Annotated in this window: 20 protein-coding genes; 10 read left to right on the forward strand and 10 right to left on the reverse strand. The window is 54.0% G+C overall.

Annotation, left to right across the window (positions count from 1 at the left end; all coding sequences use genetic code 11):
- Nucleotides 1-157 precede the first annotated feature (157 nt).
- The gene (locus PAG01S_RS18785) at nt 158-1,546 is read left to right on the forward strand and encodes a sugar porter family MFS transporter (protein WP_010253379.1); all 1,389 of its coding nucleotides are present in this window, start codon (nt 158-160) and stop codon (nt 1,544-1,546) included.
- A 15-nt stretch (nt 1,547-1,561) separates the two neighbouring features.
- Here PAG01S_RS18785 and PAG01S_RS18790 read toward each other — a convergent pair whose 3' ends face one another.
- Nucleotides 1,562-2,239, reverse strand: coding sequence for an SDR family oxidoreductase (locus PAG01S_RS18790; protein ID WP_033780951.1), 678 nt, complete (start codon nt 2,237-2,239; stop codon nt 1,562-1,564).
- Between the two features lie 228 nt (nt 2,240-2,467).
- On the opposite strand from PAG01S_RS18790, the gene PAG01S_RS18795 reads away from it, so the two are divergent.
- Both PAG01S_RS18795 and PAG01S_RS18800 read left to right on the forward strand, forming a co-directional pair.
- On the forward strand, nt 2,468-3,487 hold the full coding sequence (locus tag PAG01S_RS18795; protein ID WP_010253385.1) for a LacI family DNA-binding transcriptional regulator: 1,020 nt from the start codon (nt 2,468-2,470) through the stop codon (nt 3,485-3,487).
- Nucleotides 3,488-3,831: 344 nt separating this feature from the next.
- A complete protein-coding gene (locus PAG01S_RS18800; RefSeq protein WP_010671510.1) occupies nt 3,832-4,914 on the forward strand; it encodes a type I restriction endonuclease in 1,083 nt (360 codons plus the stop codon).
- 25 nt (nt 4,915-4,939) lie between these two features.
- On the opposite strand, the gene PAG01S_RS18805 is transcribed toward PAG01S_RS18800, so the two are convergent.
- Together PAG01S_RS18805 and PAG01S_RS18810 are read right to left on the reverse strand one after the other, a co-directional pair.
- Nucleotides 4,940-5,767: a hypothetical protein gene (locus tag PAG01S_RS18805; RefSeq protein WP_062759561.1), complete on the reverse strand. Its 828-nt coding sequence runs from the start codon at nt 5,765-5,767 to the stop codon at nt 4,940-4,942.
- 1 nt (nt 5,768) lies between these two features.
- Entirely contained in the window at nt 5,769-5,966 is a 198-nt protein-coding gene (locus tag PAG01S_RS18810; protein WP_013359382.1) for a hypothetical protein, read from the reverse strand.
- Nucleotides 5,967-6,258: 292 nt separating this feature from the next.
- Between PAG01S_RS18810 and PAG01S_RS18815 the strand changes: the two genes are divergently transcribed.
- Complete coding sequence (locus PAG01S_RS18815; protein WP_010253389.1) at nt 6,259-7,245, forward strand: aldo/keto reductase; 987 nt, start codon at nt 6,259-6,261, stop codon at nt 7,243-7,245.
- Between the two features lie 5 nt (nt 7,246-7,250).
- Here PAG01S_RS18815 and PAG01S_RS18820 read toward each other — a convergent pair whose 3' ends face one another.
- Complete coding sequence (locus PAG01S_RS18820; RefSeq protein ID WP_010253390.1) at nt 7,251-8,435, reverse strand: BaiN/RdsA family NAD(P)/FAD-dependent oxidoreductase; 1,185 nt, start codon at nt 8,433-8,435, stop codon at nt 7,251-7,253.
- Nucleotides 8,436-8,678: 243 nt separating this feature from the next.
- Here PAG01S_RS18820 and pitA point away from each other — a divergent pair, with 243 nt between their 5' ends.
- Entirely contained in the window at nt 8,679-10,181 is a 1,503-nt protein-coding gene (gene pitA / locus PAG01S_RS18825) for an inorganic phosphate transporter PitA (protein WP_031292107.1), read from the forward strand.
- Nucleotides 10,182-10,793: 612 nt separating this feature from the next.
- Here pitA and uspB read toward each other — a convergent pair.
- Nucleotides 10,794-11,129 carry a universal stress protein UspB gene (uspB, locus tag PAG01S_RS18830; RefSeq protein ID WP_010253393.1) on the reverse strand — a complete coding sequence of 112 codons (336 nt, stop codon included), beginning with the start codon at nt 11,127-11,129 and terminating at the stop codon, nt 10,794-10,796.
- Between the two features lie 416 nt (nt 11,130-11,545).
- Here uspB and uspA point away from each other — a divergent pair, with 416 nt between their 5' ends.
- Together uspA and PAG01S_RS18840 are read left to right on the forward strand one after the other, a co-directional pair.
- Nucleotides 11,546-11,983 carry a universal stress protein UspA gene (gene uspA / locus PAG01S_RS18835; RefSeq protein WP_039388007.1) on the forward strand — a complete coding sequence of 146 codons (438 nt, stop codon included), beginning with the start codon at nt 11,546-11,548 and terminating at the stop codon, nt 11,981-11,983.
- A 450-nt stretch (nt 11,984-12,433) separates the two neighbouring features.
- On the forward strand, nt 12,434-12,676 hold the full coding sequence (locus PAG01S_RS18840; RefSeq protein WP_062759562.1) for a hypothetical protein: 243 nt from the start codon (nt 12,434-12,436) through the stop codon (nt 12,674-12,676).
- Nucleotides 12,677-12,883: 207 nt separating this feature from the next.
- Here PAG01S_RS18840 and rsmJ read toward each other — a convergent pair whose 3' ends face one another.
- Nucleotides 12,884-13,642, reverse strand: a complete 759-nt coding sequence (gene rsmJ / locus PAG01S_RS18845) for a 16S rRNA (guanine(1516)-N(2))-methyltransferase RsmJ (RefSeq protein WP_062759563.1) — start codon at nt 13,640-13,642, stop codon at nt 12,884-12,886.
- 8 nt (nt 13,643-13,650) lie between these two features.
- On the reverse strand, nt 13,651-15,693 hold the full coding sequence (gene prlC / locus PAG01S_RS18850; RefSeq protein ID WP_062759564.1) for an oligopeptidase A: 2,043 nt from the start codon (nt 15,691-15,693) through the stop codon (nt 13,651-13,653).
- 430 nt (nt 15,694-16,123) lie between these two features.
- On the opposite strand from prlC, the gene PAG01S_RS18855 reads away from it, so the two are divergent.
- Together PAG01S_RS18855 and PAG01S_RS18860 are read left to right on the forward strand one after the other, a co-directional pair.
- A complete protein-coding gene (locus tag PAG01S_RS18855) occupies nt 16,124-16,966 on the forward strand; it encodes a 23S rRNA (adenine(2030)-N(6))-methyltransferase RlmJ (RefSeq protein ID WP_010671504.1) in 843 nt (280 codons plus the stop codon).
- Nucleotides 16,967-17,026: 60 nt separating this feature from the next.
- Nucleotides 17,027-17,845 (forward strand): CPBP family intramembrane glutamic endopeptidase, encoded by an 819-nt coding sequence (locus PAG01S_RS18860; RefSeq protein WP_062759565.1) that lies wholly within the window; start codon nt 17,027-17,029, stop codon nt 17,843-17,845.
- Here the strand turns inward: PAG01S_RS18860 and rnz are convergent.
- Nucleotides 17,842-18,753 (reverse strand): ribonuclease Z, encoded by a 912-nt coding sequence (rnz, locus tag PAG01S_RS18865; protein WP_010253411.1) that lies wholly within the window; start codon nt 18,751-18,753, stop codon nt 17,842-17,844. The two genes, PAG01S_RS18860 and rnz, sit on opposite strands and share 4 nt — an antisense overlap.
- A 128-nt stretch (nt 18,754-18,881) precedes the next feature.
- Between rnz and gorA the strand changes: the two genes are divergently transcribed.
- Entirely contained in the window at nt 18,882-20,234 is a 1,353-nt protein-coding gene (gorA, locus tag PAG01S_RS18870; RefSeq protein ID WP_062759566.1) for a glutathione-disulfide reductase, read from the forward strand.
- Between the two features lie 284 nt (nt 20,235-20,518).
- On the opposite strand, the gene PAG01S_RS18875 is transcribed toward gorA, so the two are convergent.
- Together PAG01S_RS18875 and PAG01S_RS18880 are read right to left on the reverse strand one after the other, a co-directional pair.
- Complete coding sequence (locus PAG01S_RS18875; RefSeq protein ID WP_245006268.1) at nt 20,519-20,911, reverse strand: winged helix-turn-helix domain-containing protein; 393 nt, start codon at nt 20,909-20,911, stop codon at nt 20,519-20,521.
- 1,109 nt (nt 20,912-22,020) lie between these two features.
- Nucleotides 22,021-22,917 carry an alpha/beta hydrolase gene (locus tag PAG01S_RS18880; protein WP_022623984.1) on the reverse strand — a complete coding sequence of 299 codons (897 nt, stop codon included), beginning with the start codon at nt 22,915-22,917 and terminating at the stop codon, nt 22,021-22,023.
- Nucleotides 22,918-23,401: the final 484 nt, after the last annotated feature.

Here is a 23,401-nt window from a genome sequence, read left to right on the forward strand (position 1 = left end):
TCTCCTGAACCAACCCGCTGATCTCTGATGCTTTCTTATCGCAGCAATGCTGTGTGGCACCGGTGATAGCCGGAAGTGTGATCGCCCCCACACTGGCATCGACTATGTTTACATAACATTAACAATATTGACACAGAACCCCCGCAAGGAGACTCGCATGGTCGCGGCAAAAAAATCGGGAAATCAACAGAACCGCTTTACCTGGTTCGTCTGTTTTATGGCTGCGCTGTCCGGCCTGCTGTTTGGTCTGGATATCGGCGTCATTGCAGGTGCCTTGCCGTTTCTGGCGAAGGATTTGCAGATCACTAACCATCAGCAGGAGTGGGTAGTGAGTTCGATGATGTTTGGCGCGGCGCTGGGCGCACTGGCGGCGGGCTGGATGTCATCAAAGCTGGGACGCAAGAAAAGTATGCTGGCGGGGGCGACGCTGTTTGTCATTGGCTCGCTGTGGTCAGCCTTCTCACCGGATGTGGAGTCGCTGGTCTGTGCCCGCGTGATGCTGGGTCTGGCGGTTGGGATCGCCTCTTACACCGCGCCACTCTATCTGGCGGAGATTGCGCCTGAACGTATTCGTGGCTCAATGATTTCGATGTACCAGCTGATGCTGACCACCGGCATTGTCGTGGCCTATCTCTCAGACACCGCGTTCAGCTACAGCGGTAACTGGCGCGGGATGCTCGGCGTGATCGCCATTCCGGCGGTGATCCTGTTTATCGGCGTGCTGTTTCTGCCCAACAGTCCGCGCTGGCTGGCGGCGCACGGACGCTTTAACGAGGCGCAGCGGGTGCTGGATCGGCTGCGTAACAGCAGCGAACAGGCCCGGGAGGAGCTGGAAGAGATCCGGGAAAGCCTGCAGGTGAAGCAGCGCGGCTGGTCGCTGTTCCGTTCTAATGGCAATTTCCGCCGCGCGGTGTGGCTGGGTATGCTGCTACAGGTTATGCAGCAGTTTACCGGCATGAATGTGGTGATGTATTACGCGCCTAAAATCTTCAACATCGCCGGCTTCTCCAGCACCAGTGAGCAGATGTGGGGCACGGTGATTGTCGGGCTGGTCAATATGCTGGCCACGCTGATTGCGATCTTCTTTGTCGATCGCTGGGGTCGCAAGCCGATGCTCACCACCAGTTTTCTGGTGATGGCGGTTGGCATGGGCGTGCTGGGAACGCTATTGCACATCGGCGTTGAAACAGATTTCCGCAAATACTTTGCTGTCGCGATGCTGCTGATGTTTATCGTCGGCTTTGCGATGGCGGCCGGACCGGTGATCTGGCTGCTCTGTTCAGAGATTCAGCCACTGAAAGGGCGTGATTTCGGCATTACCGCCTCCACCACCACTAACTGGGTCGGCAATATGATTGTTGGCGCCACCTTCCTGACCATGCTGGATCAGCTGGGTAATGCCAACACCTTCTGGTTCTACGGCGCACTCAACCTGGTGTTTATCGTGCTGACGCTGATGCTGGTGCCGGAGACCAAACATGTGACGCTGGAGCACATTGAACGCAATCTGATGAAGGGTAAAGCGCTGCGTGACATCGGGGCGTAACCGCCCCGCTTCAGCCTACCACTGCAGTTGCTGGCCGGCGTAATCGACATAGTGATGACCACCGCGACCGCGCCACTGGATCAGCTGCTGGACGATACCGGCGGCACTCTCTTCTGCCGTCAGGGGCGCACTCTCGCCGCCCATATCCGTTTTCACCCAGCCGGGATGCAGCGTCAGCAGCGTCCCGCTCTGCGCTTCCACTGCCGGAGTCAGCGTGCGGCTCAGCATATTCAGTGCGGCTTTGCTGGCCGAGTAAATCGGCATCTGCGCCTCCGGATTTTCATTCAGGCTGCCGAGCTGAGATGAGGTCAGCGCCAGCACGCCTTCCTGTTTCAGCAGCGGCAACAGGATCTCTGCGCTGCGAACAGGGGCTATCGCATTGGTCAGGAACAGCTGCGCCAGCGCCTGATCGTCACTCTGCGACACTTTCTGGTGCGCAGGCCCGGAAATCCCGGCGTTAATCAGAATCGCATCGAACGACTTGCCACTGAGCTGGCTGGCAAACTGTTGAACCGCTGATGAGTGGGTCATATCCAGCGAATGCCAGTGAATGTCTGGCCGGTTACCCTGCTCCGGGATGCCACTGCGATGCGTGGCCGTGACCTGCCAGCCCTCATCGGCAAAGGCCTGCGCCACCGCCAGACCGATACCGCGTGAAGCACCAATAATCAGAACCTCTTTTTGCTGAGCCATATTCATTCCTCGTTGATTGTCTCGTCACAAGCTTAACGGTAAATCTGCCCAGGCAGCGGCCAGTTGTGCTTTTTAGCCAGACGACCGCACTGCAGGTAAAACCCCACGGCGTAGCGCTGTTGATGGTTTTCCATCATTAAATCGCTTTATCTTTTACTTTTAACCGGTTAGAAGAGATAAACAGTCTGGCAGGCAGCAGTCAATTTGCCATTTTCGCATGGAGTCTGAATGAAAAAGCTCACCTTAGAGGTGGTGGCAAAAATGGCAGGCGTCGGGATTGCGACGGTCGATCGGGTGCTGAATGAGCGCGGCGGTGTCTCCCTGGAGACCAGCCGCAAAGTCCTGAAAGCCGCGCGCGAAGTGGGGCTGAAGCGTCTGCTGCCAGAGGAGTACCAGCATCCGTGGCAGATTGAGGTGTTCCTCAGCAATAACGGCTCATCCTTTTTTCAGCAGCTCACCACCCATTTCAGCGAGGTCGCCAGTCAGCTTGGCTATCGCCGCCTGAAACTGCACAAAACCCTGGTGGCCGAAGCGCAGCCTGAGCAGCTGGCGCAAAGCATTATCGCCCGCAGCAGCACCCGCGACGGCATTATTGTTTTTGCGCATGACTCGCCGCCCATCTATCGGGCACTGGCGCTGTGCCGCAGCCGCAATGTGCCGGTGATCACCATCGTCACCGATCTGCCCGATGCCGACCGCTTGTGTCATGTTGGTATCGACCAGTATCAGGCGGGACGCACAGCCGGACTGCTGATGAGTAAGACAGTGAACCAGCCCGGCGACATTCTGATGGTCAGTGGCCGTTTTGATTACCGCGCCCATCGTCAGCGCATCGCGGGATTCCGTGAGGCCATGGAGCAGCGCGCGCCGCAGCGTCATCTGCGTGAAGTGCTGTCGGGTCAGGATCAGCGGGAAACCATCCGCAGTGAGCTGGCCCGCCATCTGCGTCCGTCGCAGGCGATTGCAGGGGTCTATAACACCGGCATGGGGAATAGTGATGTCAGCGACACCCTGCGCGCCCACCAGCTGCTGGGTAAATGCACCTACATCACCCATGAGCTTTATGATGTCACCCGCCAGCTACTGCTGAACGATGAAGTGGCCTTTACCCTGGATCAGCATGCTCAGCAGCATGCCCGTTTAGCGATTGATCTGATGCTGAGTCATCTCGAAACCGGCTATCAGCCGGATGTCTATCAGGCGGGCAAAGTGGCCTTTCGGCTGTTTACGGCGGAAAATATGGTGTGAGGTGGGCCATATTCAGGGGAGTGATCGCCTGATAACCGAGTCAGCGTTGTCTGGCGAATACGTGATGTGGCTGGTTAAAATTCAAAATCAGCCTTTTAAAGTGAATTTTTTTGAAAAAAAAACCTTTCTAAACGATCGCGAAATAGCCAATTACCTTTTTTTCTGATAATTTTTTCTTACTTTATCCTGAATTGAAGGAACAATTCAAAATGGTGCCAATCAATTAACCAATTGATTGGTATCGTAAAAATATAAAAAACGACCTCTTGCATTCCGGAAGCTTCATTACCTCAGCTAATGAAGTTAAACACTATGGCTAAGAAGAACTAAAAACAGGGTGAGCTATGGATATTTTCAATAACCTCAATGGTCTTTCCGCTAAGATTCAGCAGCAAGCAGCAATTATTCAGACAGAAGAAGCCACTAAAAGCGCGTTTGTTATGCCCTTCATCAGTCAGATACTGGGATATGATGTATTTGACCCGACTGAAGTCATACCTGAATTCATTTGTGATGTCGGCACCAAAAAAGGTGAGAAGATTGATTACGCCATTTCTAAAGGCGGAGAGATTCAGATCCTGATTGAATGCAAAAAGATTGGCGAACCGTTAAATGTTAAACACGCCTCGCAACTCTTCCGTTACTTCCATGTGACTAACGCGCGAATTTCCATTTTAACAAATGGCCAGCTCTATAAATTTTTTACCGATCTGGATGCGCCGAACAAAATGGATGAAAAGCCATTTTTAGAACTGGATTTGCTGGATATTGATGAACACGTGGTTCCAGAGCTGGTTAAGCTCACCAAAAGTGCTTTTGATGTTGATTCGATTGTCAGTGCAGCTGGTGAACTTAAATTTATCAGCCAGATAAAGAAGATGATTTCCAGTCAGTTCAGTGAACCCGATGAGGACTTCGTTAAACTTTTTGCCTCACGTGTATATGACGGCATACTCACGCAGAAAGTCAGAGAGCAATTCTCTGTACTGACTAAAAAAGCTGCTACTCAGTGGCTAAATGATCAGGTGAATGAAAGACTCAAATCCGCGATCAGCGGTGGAGCGATGGTTTCGCCACAACCTAATAACGAGGATTCGGCAAAAAGCAGCAGTGACAAGAACGAGGCTGAAAGCGGCATGATTGTCACTACAGAAATGGAGATAGAAGGGTTTCACATCATAAAATCAATAATCCGAAAAGTTATTGAACCTCAGCGTATCACTTTCCGGGATACTCAAAGTTATCTTGGTATTTTAATCGATGACAACAATCGTAAGCCAATTTGCCGACTTCACTTCAATCGCAGTCAGCTATATATCGGGATGTTTGATGGCGAGAAAAAAGAGACTCGCCATCCGATTACATCACTCAACGATATCTACAACTTCACCGATCTGTTAAGGGATGCAGCGAAGCAATATTGTTGATAGCCAGGATGCAGTCCTGGCTCGATTAACCCGCGGCATCCCGGCTTTTATCGTCCGGGCTGTCCGCATCGTCATTACCCTGGCTCTTCTCCACTTCCTGCGGATGTCCCATCGAAAGCGCAGCCGCACTGGCCGGGTCGAACAGCGACAGACTCTCAATCTGGTCAACCATGATCACTTTACGGAACGACATCGCATCTTTGGGTTTCGAGTCGAGCGTGATGTCGTGCTCGGCGTACCACTTGCTGTAGTTATGTTCCACCGCCAGCTTCAGCGTCTTGCTGTCGCGATATCCGCTCAGCATCGGGATCAGCACGATATTTTTGGTGCTCTCATATTCAAAAGTCGAAGCATGAATCATGCCGATGTAAATGCGGCGCGACTTCATTGTAATCCACGCCAGTTCGCCCTCTTCCATGCACTGAAATAACAGTTGCTCCACACCATTAGAGCGTGACAGCTGCTGATAGAGGTCTTTACGACCGGAGACGTTCAGTCGTGCACTGCCTGCCCAGTTTGAGCGGTAAAGGCAGAGAAGAATGGCAAAGGTGAGCATGATCACCACGGGAGCCTGGATGCCCAGGAAACTCCAGTTCATAAACTCCACCTGCCACTTCAGGTGGACGCCGGGGATCATCTGGACGGCGTTGGCGATGCCGGAGATACAGAGCAGCAGTAACCAGACGATGCCGGTCGCGAACACACCCTGCAGGACGAAAATACAACCGTAAAGCGCGACCAGGAAATAGACATCCCAGCCCGACGAACGACGGATTTTAAAGCGGCTGTTCAAATCACGGCTGGTGTACCAGTAACCACTGACCATCAACACCATAAATATTGCGGTACCCACCTCACACTCCCTTTAACGTATTCACGTGGCGGGCAAAATCTTCATGGACTTCCTCGCTCAGCGTGTTAACCGAGATATTGCCGTTTTCATCAATGATGATGCGCTCACCTTCAGCGATAGAATCGTTGATATCCTGACGGGTCATGATCTGCAAAAACTTCTCGGGACTGGCAAAGACCGACTTAACAAATTTAAACATGGCGATCCACTTATTGGCCTGAAAATTGAAGTATGTGACCGAATCCACACTCTCGCCTGTTTAATTTCGGGTGAAATTTCTTAAAATCAATTAATTAGCGAAGCGGTAGTCACCTTGCCCATGCCGTTTTCCGCTGAAATCTTCAACGTAACCAGCAGCATGGCGTAGCAGCATCGTATTTTTACCGTGCAGGTCTGCAACGACGTCACATCGCCTCTCTGCCAGGAAGCGCTAAGCTCATTGGTTAGCCGCTTTCTGTCACCCTGTCTGAAACGCATCGAGGAATGTTTGCATGAAACTACGAACACTGGGCCGTACCGGTCAGCGCGTCTCCGAAATTGGCTTTGGCGCATGGGCCATTGGCGGAACCTGGGGGGAAGTGAGCATGGAGGATGCCAAAGCCGCGCTGAATGCTGCGCTGGATGCGGGCATCACCTTTATTGATACCGCCGATGTCTATGGCGATGGCCGTTCCGAAAAAATCATCGCAGAGGTGCTGAATCAGCGCGGCGGTGAACGTCCGTTTGTCGCCACCAAGCTGGGGCGTCGCCTCTCGCCACATGTGGCTGAAGGTTACAATGCTGAAAACCTCAACGCCTTTATTGACCGTTCACGCGAGAACCTGCAAACCGACACGCTGGATTTAGTGCAGCTGCATTGCCCGCCGACCGAGGTCTACTACAACCCGGACGTCTTTGCGGTGATGGATGAGATGGTCGCTGCCGGAAAAATCCGTCACTACGGTGTCTCCGTTGAGAAAGTTGAAGAAGGTCTGAAGGCGCTGGAGTTTCCAAACGTCTCGTCAATTCAGCTGATCTATAACATTTTCCGCCAGCGTCCGGCTGAACTGCTGCTGCGTGAAGCGAAACGCCGTGATGTGGCGATCATCGCCCGTGTGCCGCTGGCGTCGGGCCTGCTGACCGGCAAAATGCGTGCCGACAGCGTGTTTGCCGCTGACGACCACCGCACCTTTAATCGTAATGGCGAAGCGTTCGATAAAGGCGAGACCTTTTCCGGCGTGCCTTATGAGGTGGCGCTGGAGGCGGTTGAAGAGATTCGCCGCTTTGTCACTGGCGACACCACCATGGCGATGTTTGCCCTGCGCTGGATCCTGATGAACGAAGATGTCAGCGTGGTGATCCCTGGCGCGAAAAACCGCGAACAGGCTGAAGCCAATGCCCGCGCCAGCGATGTCGATGCGCTCTCTGCAGATACCATGGCGGCGCTGAAGCAGATCTATCAGGAGAAGATCGCACCTCACGTGCATCAGCGCTGGTAAGCGCCTTACAACGCCTGGGCGCAGGCCCAGGCGGAACTCCACGCCCACTGGAAGTTATAGCCGCCCAGCCAGCCGGTGACATCAGCCACTTCACCAATAAAGTAAAGTCCCGGCACCGCACGCGCCTCCATCGTTTTCGAGGAGAGCTGTGTGGTATCCACGCCGCCCAGTGTCACTTCAGCAGTTCGATATCCCTCGGTACCGTTTGGCTGAATGCGCCAGGCGTGCAGCGTCTGCGCCAGCTCGGTTTGCTGTTTGCTGTTAAGTTGCTTCAGAGTGATATCCGGCACCACCTTCAGCGTCTGCAATACTTCCACCAGACGCTTCGGCAGGATTTTCGCCAGGCTGTTCTTCAGGCTGAGATTCGGGTGTGCTTCACGCTGCGCCGTCAGAAACGCCTCAAGCGGCGTGGCAGGCGACAGATCGATGGTGACGAATTCTCCGGGTAGCCAGTAGCTGGAGATTTGTAACACCGCCGGGCCGGAGAGGCCGCGGTGGGTAAACAGCATCGCCTCTTTGAAGCGGGTGCCATCCTGCGCATCGATAGTGGTCTCCAGCGCGACACCTGACAGCGTCTGCAACTGCTCCAGCAGCGGTTTGTGCAGGGTAAAGGGCACCAGCGCCGCCCGCGTCGGAAAGACGCTCAGCCCGAACTGCTCCGCTATTTTATAGCCAAACGGCGTGGCACCCAGGCCAGGCATCGACAGACCGCCGCTGGCGATGACCAGCTTCTCCGCCTGAACCGTGCTGCCGTTAAGTTGCAGGGTATAGCCGCTTTCATCGCGCGCCACGCTGAGCACTTCACTGCGCAGCCGCAGGGTGACATTGCCTTTGTCACATTCGGCCAGCAGCAGATCGACAATCTGCTGGGCGGAGTCGTCGCAGAAGAGCTGGCCCAGGGTTTTCTCGTGCCAGGCGATACCGTGGCGGTTAACCAGATCGATAAAATCCCACTGGGTATAACGCGCCAGCGCCGATTTACAGAAATGGGGATTGTGCGACAGATACGCCGCCGGTTCGGTGTAGAGATTGGTGAAGTTGCAGCGGCCACCGCCAGACATCAGAATTTTACGTCCCGGCTTTTTGCCGTTATCCAGCAGTAACACGCGGCGTCCCCGCTGCCCGGCCTGGGCGGCGCAGAACAGCCCTGCGGCACCGGCACCAATGATGATAACGTCAAACTGTTCCACTACGACTCGCTCACTTAACTGGAAAGGCGCAGATTGTAGTGATCTGCTCACTGAGACGCCAGCGTCAAAAAAATGCCGCAAATGTGTCATATTGTAACTGACTAATATCTAACCCTTTTTCTCTGAGTTACCCTTACGCTTTACATCGAAAGGTTAAATTAGCGCTATATTTTCCTTTCCCATACAGCACGTTGTCGCGGATAATGCGCCGCGTTCATGTCCTCCAAAAATGGCGTAACGTTTATGCTACATCTGTTTGCTGGTCTAGACCTCAGTACTAGCCTGTTATTGGTTCTTGCCCTGTTGTTTGTATTGTTTTACGAAGCGATCAACGGTTTCCACGACACGGCCAACGCAGTTGCGACGGTCATCTATACGCGTGCCATGCGTGCCCAGCTTGCTGTGGTCATGGCGGGTGTATTTAACTTCCTTGGCGTGCTGCTCGGTGGATTGAGTGTCGCTTACGCTATTGTTCATATGCTTCCCACCGATCTGTTGTTAAATGTTGGATCGGCTCACGGTCTCGCCATGGTGTTTTCTATGCTGCTGGCGGCGATTATCTGGAACCTCGGCACCTGGTATCTCGGTCTGCCGGCCTCCAGCTCCCATACGCTGATCGGCGCCATTATCGGTATCGGTCTGACCAACGCCCTGATGAGCGGAACCTCGGTGGTGGATGCGCTCAACATCCCGAAAGTGCTGAACATCTTCCTTTCTCTGATCCTGTCGCCGATTGTCGGTCTGGTGATGGCGGGCGGCTTAATCTTTATACTGCGTCGCTACTGGAGCAATACCAAAAAGCGTGCGCGTATTCATATGACGCCTGCTGACCGTGAGAAGATCGACGGCAAGAAAAAGCCGCCGTTCTGGACCCGTATCGCCCTGATTGTTTCGGCAATTGGCGTGAGTTACTCCCACGGTGCGAATGACGGTCAGAAAGGGATCGGCCTGATCATGCTGGTTCTGATTGGCGTGGCACCTGCTGGTTTCGTGGTGAATATGAATGCCTCCGGTTACGACATCACGCGAACCCGCGATGCGGTCAATCACCTGGAGCAGTATTATCAGCAGCATAACGCTTCGCTGACCCACATCATCCAGATGGCACCGCCTAAGCTGCCAACGCCGGAAGAAGTGCCAGCAAGCAGCCCGCAGGAGTTCCACTGTGACAGCGCGCGCGCATTACAGGCGGTACAGGGTGCGCAGGTGTTGCTGAATAATCTGCAGAGCTACGATCAGCTGACGGTTGATCAGCGCGGTCAGATGCGTCGTCTGCTGCTGTGTATCTCCGATACCGCAGATAAAGCGGCCCGTCTGCAGGAAACCTCGCCAGATGACAAACGCTTCCTCAATAAGCTGAAAAGCGACCTGCTTGGCACCATCGAGTATGCGCCTATCTGGATTATTGTGGCCGTCGCGCTGGCGCTGGGCATCGGCACCATGATTGGCTGGCGTCGTGTTGCTACCACCATTGGTGAGAAGATTGGTAAAAAAGGCATGACCTATGCGCAGGGAATGTCAGCACAGGTGACAGCAGCGCTGTCGATTGGTGTCGCCAGCTATACCGGCATGCCCGTCTCCACCACGCATATCCTCTCTTCATCGGTTGCCGGTACCATGCTGGTCGACGGTGGCGGGCTGCAGAGCCGGACCATCAAGAATATCGCCATGGCGTGGATCTTCACCCTGCCGGTCTGTATTCTGCTGTCAGGTTCGCTCTACTGGATTGCCTTAAAACTGGTGTGATACCAGCTAAAAAAGGGCGACGCAAGTCGTAATGCTGATCAGTTAAGATTAGATTTGTAAAGGCTGTCACGGTCAAACGTGGCAGCTTTTTTTGTGGGCGAGCGAGCCGCAGTGCGGGCCTGAGCACCTCTGCTGCTGCCGGGCCGTCCTCGCGCCGCTCACGCGGTACCTTCGGCTTTGACGGCGTGCCGACGAACCGTTCGGGGATCGGCCCTCCATGGCCGGCCCCGAACTGTCCACGCTTCCCGGCGTGGACTTCTGGCCCACCGTCACGCCTCAGCGCTGCGGATAGCCCTTTCAGCAGCAGAGGCGCTCAGGCCTCCACTCTCGTGCCCTTTTTAACAATACACACTGAAGTTTCAGAGCAGGCAGGGGCCGGGCTGGGGCAGGCAATCCGCAGCGCTGAACAGAATGAGTCTGCCAGGAGAGCCCGCAGGACGCGGGCGAAAGGCGGGGCGGCACAGGATGTGCCATCCCCGGCGGTCCGTCAGGCAGAGGAATGAAGTGAAGGAACCGCGCAGCGGCGCGAGGACCGCCAGCCCCTGCCCGGCACCAGACTGCGTTATCACCTGTCGCTTAACTGACTGGCATTACGACGCAAGTCGCCCTTTTTTAATGCCAGATCGCCAGCGCCACCAGACTAATGACCACCAGTCCGCACAGCGCACTGGTCAGCATAAACTGCCCCCGCACCCGCTCGCAGCGCCGGATAAACTCATCGTCGTGATGATCAAGATAGCGTTTTGCCCAGATATAAGTGACCAGCCGCACCTGCTTGCTCGGCTGACCATGAGAGGTGAAAAAACCCGCCCCATCGACATACTGATACAGCAGCGGATCACAACCGCGTAAGACCGCCAGCAGAGCGCGCAGAGATGAAAAATAGCGCGCCATATTCACGATACACACCACGCAAAGCGCCCAAAAAAGCGCAATAGTGCTGATCATATTCTCCCCCTCCCGGCTGGAATCGCAGCAACAGTCCCAGCGTCAGACACTGAGTCCACCTGCAGAAATAACCAGCCACTGAATCACCGGACTGCGAAAGTTTTTCGACCCCCTGAGCGGCTGCGAATCGGACCGCCTTTTTTCAGTGTAGGAGAAATCTTTACATTTTTTCCAACGATGATTTTCGTTCAGCGCGAGTAAATCTGGCATAGCCTTGATCTTATTCATAAGCCAGGCGGCAACGGCAGCATTTACAGTGGGAGAAGGCTATACTGAGGACATAACAACATCATCACCTGCAATGCAGGTAGACAATTTGGTGGCGCTCATCGCCCGCTCGCGCAAGGGATTTCGCTAAGCTGTGACGCGGCAGGAACACCGGATGCCATCCTTAACCTCGTGAAAGGAGTTTTATCATGGCTTATAAACATATCCTGATTGCAGTAGACCTTTCTCCCGAAAGCCAGTTACTGGTGGATAAGGCCGTCTCGCTGGCTCGTCCGTACGATGCCAGAATTTCCCTGATTCACGTTGATGTCAATTACTCCGACCTCTACACCGGCCTGATTGATGTCAACTTAGGGGATATGCAGAAGCGTATCTCTGAAGAGACGCATGCGGCGCTGAAAGGGTTATCAGACGCGGCAGGCTACCCGATCAGTGAGACGCTGAGCGGCAGTGGCGATCTCGGCCAGGTATTGGTTGACGCGATCAGAAAATATGACGTTGACCTGGTGGTATGTGGTCATCATCAGGATTTCTGGAGCAAGCTGATGTCCTCAGCCCGTCAGCTGATCAACACCGTGCATATCGACATGCTGATTGTGCCGCTGCGCGATGAGGACGACGAGTAACCATGTTGCTGAAAGCCGGCGTAAGCCGGCTTTCTTATCTGCGGCGTCGATTCAGAGGAGGCTCAGCGTCGATATCTACCCTTATAATTCGCCACTGACGTCGACCGAATACATCTTTATTAAAAGATTATTACCCGGATATTCGCCAGAGTAATGCCATCCAGATAAACGACTGCTCTCTGATTTTGGATATCAGATAAAACGCCGCTTATAGAAATATAATCTCAAGACCCCTACATAAAATCAAAATCATCGCTACATTACTGACTCATCTCATGATGTTATTGCGAAAAATCACTGATAGCAAAACGCAACTTATCAAATTTTTACTATAGGAAAAGTTTAATTCATCCGTTATCTTTCGCCTGCTTATCTGCTGAGTTCGCAACAGATAAAGCAGAATAAATCACGCTCCATATGATTTTAAGAAACCAATAAGGATATTAAAAAATGAGAGAAATTAACCAGACAGAGATTGCTGCAGTTAGCGGCGCGGGCCTGACTGAATTCCTGGGTGACGTCAATAACGCACTGACTGAAGTTTCGGGCTTATTCGACACCACCGTCGCATCAATTAAGGAAAGCAGTGATTTGGGCGAAACCCTGGGCCTTACCTACAAAGCGATTGGTCTGAACTTTGCCAAAAACTTTTTGAGCGCCTTTTCAGGTTTTCTGACTAAATTATCTGCCTGATTCAGAATCCGAATCACCGTATTGACGCTATAAAGTGAATGCGGCTTTCTGAAGCATGCCTGAAATATTTCAGGCATGCTTTTTTATTTAGCGCAATATCATCAACCATTCACTTTCAGACGATTTTTACGCAACGTGCTGAATGATGCCAGATAACTGGCAAGCCGGTTATTATGACCTGAAGCAACCGCATCGCACCGTTACTGGCTATATAGCCCCGACCAGCGGTGGGTAAATATCAAAGCGATGACTTTTGGTTACTACGGCAGCCTGCGTTACCACACCCGCCAGCGGCGGTGCATAGTCTGGCCGTTTTACCACGATGCGTTTCTTCGCCAGGCGGCGGGCGGGTTCCAGTAATGCGTCAGCATCCTCATCCGGCCCAACCAGCGACTGAAATACCCGCATCTCCTTTTTCACCAGTGCACTTTTCTGGCGATGGGGATACATCGGATCGAGATAGACCACATCTGGCGGCGGCGTGATATCCCCCAGCGCCTGTGCGCTGGCCGCGTGAATCAGCGTCAGGCGATCGCGCAGCCAGGGGCCAATTTCCGCATCCTGATACCCGCGCTGCAATCCATCTTCCAGCAGCGCAGCGACAACAGGATGACGCTCCAGCATTCGCACCCGGCAGCCCAGCGCCGCCAGCACAAACGCATCACGTCCCAGCCCGGCGGTGGCATCGACCACATCCGGCAGATAACCCCCTTTGATGCCGACCGCTTTGGCAACGGCTTCGCCGCGTCCACCGCCGAAGCGACGGCGATGTGCCATTGCGCCGCTGACGAAATCAACAAAAATACCGCCCAGCTTTGGCTCATCACGCTTGCGCAGTTCAAGGTGCGTCGGAGTCTGCACCAGCGCCAGCAGTGCGTCTTCATCATGCTCCAGCTGCCAGCGCTGCGCTAAACGTGATAAGGCGCCGTCTCCGGCGCCTGATTCATCGATCAAACAGATTTTCACGAACCGACTTATCCCTGAATGCCGTAATGTTCCAGCATCGCATCAAGCTTCGGTTCACGGCCACGGAAGCGTTTGAACAGCTCCATCGGCTCTTCAGAACCGCCACGCGTCAGGATGTTATCCAGGAATGACTGGCCGGTTTCACGGTTGAAGATGCCCTCTTCCTCGAAGCGGGAGTAGGCATCCGCCGCCAGCACGTCTGCCCACAGATAGCTGTAGTAACCCGCCGCATAGCCACCCGCAAAGATGTGGCTGAAAGCGTGCGGGAAACGGCCCCATTCCGGACCCGGAACCACTGCCACGCGGCTTTTCACTTCGCGCAGGGTTTCCAGAATCTGTGCGCCTTTCTCCGGATTAAACTCGGTATGCAGGCGGAAATCGAACAGGCCGAACTCCAGCTGGCGCAGGATAAACAGCGCAGCCTGATAGTTCTTCGCCGCCAGCATTTTATCCAGCAGCTCTTTCGGCAGCGGTTCGCCGCTTTCAAAGTGGCCCGAGATAAAGGCCAGCGCATCCGGTTCCCAGCACCAGTTTTCCATGAACTGGCTTGGCAGTTCGACCGCATCCCATGGCACACCGCTGATACCGGAGACGCCAGGCGCTTCAATGCGGGTCAGCATGTGGTGCAGGCCGTGACCAAACTCATGGAACAGGGTGATCACTTCGTCATGGGTGAACAGCGCAGGTTTGCCTTTCACCGGACGGTTAAAGTTACAGGTCAGGTAGGCAACCGGCTTCTGCAGGCTGCCATCGGCTTTACGCATCTGACCGACGCAGTCATCCATCCAGGCACCGCCACGTTTATGTTCGCGGGCGTAGAGATCGAGATAGAAGCTGCCGCGCAGTTCGCCGGTTTCATCGAACAGATCGAAGAACTTCACGTCAGGATGGTAAACCTCAACGTCGTTACGCTGCTTTGCCGTAATGCCGTAAATGCGTTTCACCACTTCAAACAGACCGGCGACCGCACGCTCTTCCGGGAAGTAAGGGCGCAGTTGCTCATCGCTGATGGTGTAGAGATGCTGCTTCTGCTTTTCACCGTAATAGGTGAGATCCCACGGATTAAGCTCGGTCACGCCGTGCTCTTTCCGGGCAAAGGCGCGCAGCTGCTCCAGCTCTTTTTCACCCTGCGGACGGGCGCGTTCCGCCAGGTCATTAAGGAAGTCGATTACCTGAGCCGGGCTTTGCGCCATTTTGGTCGCCAGCGATTTATCAGCGTAGGAGTCGAAGCCCAGCAGCTGTGCCAGCTCGTGACGCAGCGCCAGCTCTTCCGCCATGATGGGGCCGTTATCCCACTTACCGGCGTTCGGACCCTGATCGGAGGCGCGCGTCGCATAGGCGCGATACATCTCTTCACGCAGCGCAGCGTTGTCGCAGTAGGTCATGACCGGCAGATAGCTTGGGATATCCAGCGTCAGCAGCCAGCCTTCCTGCTCTTTGGCTTCAGCCTGTGCTTTAGCCGCCGCCATCGCGCTCTCCGGCATACCGGCCAGCTCGCTTTCATCGGTAATCAGCTTACTCCAGCCCATGGTGGCATCGAGCACGTTGTTGCTGTAAGCCGAACCCAGCTCAGAGAGGCGCGCGGCGATTTCACCGTAGCGCTGCTGTTTATCTTTTGGCAGGCCAATACCGGAGAGTTCGAAATCACGCAGGGCATTATCCACCGCTTTCTTCTGCGCCAGATCCAGAGCAGCGTATTGCTCGCCCTCTTTCAGGTTGCGATACGCCTGATAGAGCCCTTCATGCTGACCAACCCAGGTGCTGTATTCAGAGAGCAGCGGCAGCGTCTGCTCATAGGCTTCACGCAGCTCCGGGCTGTTTTTCACCGCATTAAGGTGGCTGACCGGTGAGAAGATACGGCTCAGGCGATCGTCAGTTTCCGCCAGCGGCTGAACCAGATTATCCCAGGTATACGGGGCACCCTGCGCCACGACTTTTTCGACTTCTGCGCGACAGTGGCTCAGCACTTCCGTCACGGCAGGCACCACATGTTCAGGTTTGATGGCAGAAAAAGGAGGGAGCGTAAAAGATGTCAGTAGCGGATTGGTCATAGCGCAGTCCTTTATAGATGTATGGGGCGCAGCGGGTCGCGCAACGCAATCTAAGTAACATGCGGCTTAGTGTAGCGAAAATCAATGGCAGCCAGGATGAGGTGGGGAAGAAACGCGCGAATAGCAGCACGGAAGATGCACGCTTTTATCTCATGCACGTAATGCTGGCTGGCGCGTCGGGGAGGATTTGCGGTCGCTTTCCGTGACTGCGTGCCGGGAACCACACGCCCCGCCCTGAGCGGCTCGCGGTAATCCCGATTTGTTATCACGCTTCTGGCACATCAACAGGACATCCCTGATATAATCGCGGATTCTCATGCTTTTCCTGCGTCGGTTGCTGTGCGTCGTTCTGTGGGTAATACGTGAGGTAATAATTGGTATAAATTGATTTTCCATCAATTAAAACCTTATACATTCAACAGGATAAACAATGCTGAGTTATCGCCATAGCTTCCATGCTGGCAATCACGCCGACGTGCTGAAGCACACCGTTCTGAGCCTGATCATCACGGCGCTGAAAGAGAAAGAGAAACCGTTTTTCTACCTGGATACCCATGCGGGCGCAGGTCGCTACCAGTTGAGCGGCGAGCACGCCGAGCGTACCGGTGAATATCTGGAAGGCATCTCACGTATCTGGCAGCAGCCCGATGCGCCGGAATTGCTGCAACCCTATTTTGATGCGATTCGTGCGCTGAACCGTAGCGGCACGCTGCGCTACTATCCGGGTTCGCCACTGATTGCCCGCCATCTGCTGCGTGAAGATGACAAACTGCAACTCACTGAGCTGCACTCCAGCGACTATCCGCTGCTGCGTAACGAATTCAGCAAAGATGACCGCGCCCGCGTCGATCGTGCCGACGGTTATCAGCAGTTAAAATCGAAACTGCCACCGCCGTCGCGTCGCGGTCTGGTTCTGATCGATCCGCCGTATGAGATGAAAAGCGACTACCAGGCAGTGGTGAAAGGGATTCAGGAAGGCCATAAACGTTTTGGCACCGGCGTCTTTGCGTTGTGGTATCCGGTGGTTTTACGTCAGCAGATCAAACATATGCTGCGCGACCTGGAAGCGACCGGCATTCGCAATATTCTGCAGATCGAACTGGCGGCCCGTCCCGACAGCGATCAGCGCGGCATGACCGCCTCCGGCATGATCGTGATTAACCCGCCGTGGAAGCTGGCCCAGCAGATGAATACCCTGCTGCCGTGGCTGCACCAGAAACTGGTTCCGGCGGGTACCGGCCACTACGCGGTTAACCAGATCGTACCCGAATAACTCTCTTTGTCTTCTACGCCGCTCACTATCGGTGCGGCGGCGTTGTACCAGGTCTTTACCATGTGGATCATACTGGCTGGCGCGCTAGCCGCGCTGCAACCGGCCCGACGGCTGGCATTATTATTACTGGCGCTCACCACACTGCTGGGTTTTTATCAGGACGTGTTAGCGTGGCCGGTGCTGCTGCTGTTTACCGGCACCGCCGCTGTGGTGGCACTCCGTATTTATGACCGTGACCATCATCGACGACAAATAGTGACCGAAGCGCTGCTGGTGCTGATCGCCATCGGGTTGCTCCTCCATCTTTTTCCAGGCTTTAATAACCCCCTTCAGGCAGAGGATGTGCAGGCCGGACCGCGCAGCGTGCCTTTCAGCTTCGGGTTTAACTTCGATAAAGCGCTTATTCCTTTTGTACTGCTGGCCTGCCTGCCGACGCTGTTTCGCGCGCCTGCCACGCCACCACGCTATCGACTACCCGCCGCACTGGCGCTGATCGCCGCCATTCCGCTGCTGCTGTACTGCGCGGTATTACTGGGCGGATTAGCGTTTGAGCGACATGCACCGGACTGGCTGGGGCCATTTATGCTCGCCAACCTGTTCTTTGTTTCGCTGGCGGAAGAGGCCCTGTTTCGTGGCTATCTGCAGCAGCGATTAAAGCAGGTAGTGGGCGGCATCCCGGCGCTGTTACTGAGCGCGCTGCTGTTTGGTCTGGTGCATCTGAGCGGCGGCCTGTTGCTGGTGATCTTCGCCACCCTGGCCGGGCTGTTATATGGGCTGGCGTGGCACTGGAGCGGCCGCTTATGGCTGGCGACCGCCCTGCATTTTGGCCTTAACCTGACCCATCTGCTGTTTTTCACTTATCCCGCACTGCATCATTAGAGGTTAAAAACCGCCAGATCCCAGGCCAGCTCGGTGCAGGGAAAAATCGTCTGGCACTCCGCCAGCAGGCGGTTCATGTCTTTTGCCAGATAGCGTGAACTGAAATGGGTGGCGATCAGCCGTTTTGCTCCGGCGCGTTTTGCCACTTCGGCGGCCTGCAGTGTGGTGGAGTGCCCGCGCCCGTTGGCTTTTTCCACCATCGCGGCCTCCAGCGTGGTTTCATGCACCATCAGGTCAACATTGGCCGCCAGTTGCAGCGCGACCTCAGTAGGTGCCGTATCGCCAAAGATGGCCAGCGTTTTGCCGGGTGTTGCAGGGCCAAGATAGTCAGCACCGTTGATTACCCGCCCATCTTCCAGCGTCACGCATTCACCCTGCTTCAGCTGCTGAAACCACGGGCCGCGTGGCACCCCTTCCGCTTTCAGCCGGGCGGCATCCAGCAGGCCGGGTTTGTCATGCTGTTCAATGCGATAGCCAAAACACTCCACCGGATGGCTCAGCGGCCAGGCGCTGATACGAAACTCACCGTCGTCCAGCGTCCAGCCCGCCTCAATCTCAACGATGGTCAGCGGGTAGTCGGTGTAGGAGCCGCTGATCGACAGCGCCGTCTCAACAAAGGTTTTTAATCCCCTGGGGCCATAGACCGTCATCGGTGTGGTCAGCCCGGCCATTGACCGGCTGGTGAGTAATCCCGGCAGCCCGAAAATATGATCGCCATGCAGATGGGTGATAAAAATCTTATCCAGCTTGCCCGGTTTGAGGCTGGAGCGCATAAACTGTAATTGTGTGCCTTCCCCGCAGTCGAACAGCCAGGTTTCACCACTCAGCGCACGGGTAAAAGCAATAGACGTGACATTACGTTGCAGGCTGGGAGCACCGCCGCCGGTGCCGAGAAAAGTAAGGTGCATGGTATGCTTCCCTGTAAGCGAGTGAAAAAACAGAACCCTATTACAATCATAGGCGCAAACTTTGCGTCATTTCGACCCGCAGCGTTACACTCAACCCCAATTTTTTATGCAACCGGATGGATACTTCAATGACCCGACATTTCGACTATCTCGCCATTGGCGGCGGCAGTGGCGGCATCGCCTCAATTAACCGTGCGGCTATGTATGGCCAGAAATGTGCCCTGATTGAAGCGAAAGAGCTGGGCGGCACCTGCGTGAACGTGGGCTGCGTGCCGAAGAAAATCATGTGGCATGCCGCGCAAATCGCCGAAGCGATCCATCTCTACGGACCGGATTATGGCTTCGACACCACCGTGAATCGCTTCGACTGGGCCACACTGGTGAAAAACCGCAGCGCCTACATCGATCGCATCCACAACTCCTATGACAACGTGCTGGGTAAAAACAAAGTTGAAGTGATCAAAGGCTTTGCCCGCTTTGTCGATGCGCACAGTGTTGAAGTCAACGGCGAGATTATCACGGCTAACCATATTCTGATCGCCACCGGCGGTCGTCCGGTCCACCCTTCTATCCCGGGTGCAGAGTACGGCATTGATTCCGACGGTTTCTTTGAGCTGGACGCGCTGCCAAAACGCACTGCGGTCATCGGCGCAGGCTACATTGCGGTTGAGCTGGCTGGCGTGGTTAACGCGCTGGGATCGGAAACGCATCTGTTCGTCCGTAAACACGCGCCGCTGCGCAGCTTCGATCCGCTGCTCACCGAAACGCTGGTCGAAGTGATGAACAGCGAAGGCCCGGCGCTGCACACCGAATCTATTCCAAAAGCTGTGATTAAAAACGGCGATGGTAGCCTGACGCTGCAGCTGGAAAACGGCAGCGAATATACCGTGGATTGCCTGGTCTGGGCGATTGGCCGTGAGCCCGCCAACGATGCCCTGAATATTGACGCCGCTGGCGTCGCGCTGGACGACAAAGGCTATATCAAAGTCGATAAATTCCAGAACACCAATGTGTCAGGCATCTACGCCGTGGGCGACAACACCGGTGCGGTTGAGCTGACGCCGGTTGCGGTCGCGGCGGGCCGTCGTCTCTCTGAGCGTCTGTTTAACAACAAACCGGACGAGCATCTGGATTACAGCAATATTCCGACGGTGGTGTTCAGTCATCCGCCGATTGGTACCGTGGGACTGACCGAGCCGCAGGCACGGGAACAGTATGGCGACGACCAGGTGAAGGTTTATAAATCGTCATTTACCGCCATGTACACTGCGGTAACCCAGCATCGTCAGCCGTGTCGCATGAAGCTGGTCTGTGTGGGTGCAGATGAGAAGATTGTCGGCATTCACGGTATCGGATTCGGCATGGATGAGATGCTGCAGGGCTTCGCTGTGGCGCTGAAAATGGGTGCCACTAAAAAGGACTTCGATAACACCGTGGCGATCCATCCGACCGCCTCCGAAGAGTTCGTGACGATGCGTTAATTCCCCGAACAAAATACTATTGGGAAAAACTGGTCATCAGGGCCAGTTTTTTCCTGCAACTTCGCTCAACGAAAATTAATGCGCCCGCTGACGCGAAATGTAAAACCTGCGTTTCTCTTCATATTATCAACACCCAGCAAGAGCCAGGCTGATTAACAGCGAAAAAACCGAACCGACAGTAATTAAATCCATTTATATATGAAATTATTTAATGACTACCGATTATATTCACAGGCCCGGCGTCCATTTCCACAGGATTATCGTTAGTGAATTTATCGCTGTGCTTAATGAATGCCTGAAGTGATACGACTGCTAAATAACCTCTCCACGCTGTCGCTTTTGAGGAGATAGCCTTTCTTCGAAACTCTCAGGATCACATCATCACTTAAACCCAGAAAAAAGAACTTCGACTTTAAATTAGACATAACCTGCCAGACCCGCTGCGTAGAAGAACTCAGTCCATGTTTATCCCAGACGTTCTCCATAAGTTCCGAATCCGTGACAACATCAATAGTGGCATTTTCAAAAAGATACTCTAATACGTGCGACATGGTTTTTCTCAGGATGATATCTTCACCATGTCCATTCAAACAAATCAGCCGCTTTGTCTTGTGTAAATAAACCACATTCCCTTCAATAAGATAGCCAATAAAATTTACTTCATTACCCGTTAGCATGTTGTTCTCCAGAACAATGATGAAAAACAAGATAATAACTTTTATCCCGGAATTTAAAAAATCACTTCATTATTTTTACATCACTTTTAATAAGCACTGGCCGCTCCTTTCTATTGTTCCTTGTCTTTTATAACGATGCCTGAATGATGGTCATGCATATAACCCTTTGCTGTGTGTTAAAATCCAGACTATCCACCTCGCCACATCGTTAAGAAAAATAATAATAAAATAAGCATATTTTGACGGAGAAGCAGGCTGACCTTAAAGCGCATCTGACAGAATGCAATAGGTTGTTGTTGCTTATCATCACCGGAATGAAAATCTCAAACATTTCTTAGATAAATCAGAAACCACCGATAAACTGACCAGGATGGATTGCTGTCTGATTTTCCTCCTCTTATGCGTGGCCGTTATGAAATCATCTAACGTTAACGAAGACAATAAAGTGGGATTTTTATTTTAGTTCAAAACTTACGGGTTTTATCACGACCATCTGTAGCAGAATCGGCCAAAACAAAGCTTAAAAGAAGAATCACTTTGGATTGAAAGACGATTGCGTCATCCGAAAACGTCCGCTTCAACGCTTTCATTAGTTTTTTTATAATCCATAAGATCTGATATTTCTGGCCAATTTTTGATCTGTATCAACTGGCAATATATCGGTAGAAAAAGCGAAGTAATTGCGGAAAAACAGAAGCAAAAGATATGAGATCGGAATGTTCTTTACCCGGGAATCAATCAGATCCGTATGTTTATTAAGATAATTATTAAAGAGTCCTTATTAAGCTATTTCGTATCGTACTAACGGCAGGGAATTGTCATCTTATTGTATACAGAGTCAGAAATAAGCGTGAGTGCCCCTTAGCTCCGTATACCCTCGTTAACGTGATAAATAAGAATGAGTTATTAATGCGCCCTGATCTGTCATTATAGTCCACTGATATCAATATTGAGGGGCTGGGTCTGGCTCTGGATTGGGAGATTTAAGATGGCAGAGGGCGCAGCATTAACCGGGACCGGGACAAAGGGTCACCTTCGATCTGGTGACCTTGCGCCAGGCAGGGTGAGAACGGATCCCCCGGTGCAGTCGTGCACCGCGCCAGTGCAACTCAGCTCACGCGATCCAGCCAGCGAACATAAGCCTGATCCCATAACGCCGCTGGCGTGCCCGCCTTGCCAAGGCCAAAGCCATGCCCGCCTTTGCTGATCTGAATCAGCTCAACCGGCACACGATTACGGCGACAGGTGTCGCGCATCAGCTCGGTGTTAAACGGATTTGAGGTGTGATCGTCCTCGGCCTGCGCCAGAAACGTCGGCGGATATTGCCGGGTTACGTAGTTCTGCACTGACCAGTTCGCCTCATCCTGCGGCGTGGCATTTTTGCCGACCATCATCAGATGGGTATTGGTGTGCTGATAAGGCGCTTCCAGAGTGATAACCGGATAGATCAGACCCACGCTGTCGACTTTGGGCACCACTTCATCCAGCGGATCGATGGCCGGATAGGATTCAAAGTCCGGACGCGCCGCCGCCAGCCCCAGCAGATGCCCACCTGCCGAGAAGCCCAGCACATGCACCTTGCGCTCAAAGGATCGCACCAGCCGGATGGCACGCTGCGCATCCTGCAGCGGTGCCAGCCGCCCCGCCTGCCACTTCTCATGCGGCAGCCGGTAGCTGAGCACATAGGCGGTATAGCCATTGGCATTGAGCCAGCGCGCGACCGGCCAGGCTTCGCGTCCCATGCCGATCCAGCGATAACCGCCACCCGCTGCAATTAATACCGCTTCGCCATTGGGATTTTCAGGTTTAAAGCGCTGAATCGCCGGGCTGACGATATTTGACCAGGAACCGGTGCTGTTAATATGCAACTGGCCCGATGGGCCGCCGCCGCCGGGCGGATCGTCCGGCCAGAGGGGAATAATGTCATCGCGGGCAAATATTTTGCCGGTGGTCATGGAGAGCCCGAGCGCTCCCGTGCCGAGAATAAAGCGTCGACGCGTAATCATAATGCCTGTTATGTGATACCAGAAGAGTGAGCAAACCGTTGCGGCAGGCTGCAGTAGAATCAACAGATGCAAGTCGGGTGCCATGGCTGGCGATTATGTACGCAATGGCCCCTGAAAAGCCATAAAAAAACGCGCCCGCCAGGCGTAATGTCAGTCAGTTAAGCGACAGGTGATAACGCAGTCTGGTGCCGGGCAGGGGCTGGCGGTCCTCGCGCCGCTGCGCGGTTCCTTCACTTCATTCCTCTGCCTGACGGACCGCCGGGGATGGCACATCCTGTGCCGCCCCGCCTTTCGCCCGCGTCCTGCGGGCTCTCCTGGCAGACTCATTCTGTTCAGCGCTGCGGATTACCTGCCCCTGCCCGGCCCCAGCCTGCTCTGAAACTTCAGTGTGTATTGTTAAAAAGGGCACGAGAGTGGAGGCCTGAGCGCCTCTGCTGCTGAAAGGGCTATCCGCAGCGCTGAGGCGTGACGGCGGGCCAGAAGT

This window comes from Pantoea agglomerans NBRC 102470 (assembly GCF_001598475.1).
Classification (GTDB): domain Bacteria; phylum Pseudomonadota; class Gammaproteobacteria; order Enterobacterales; family Enterobacteriaceae; genus Pantoea; species Pantoea agglomerans.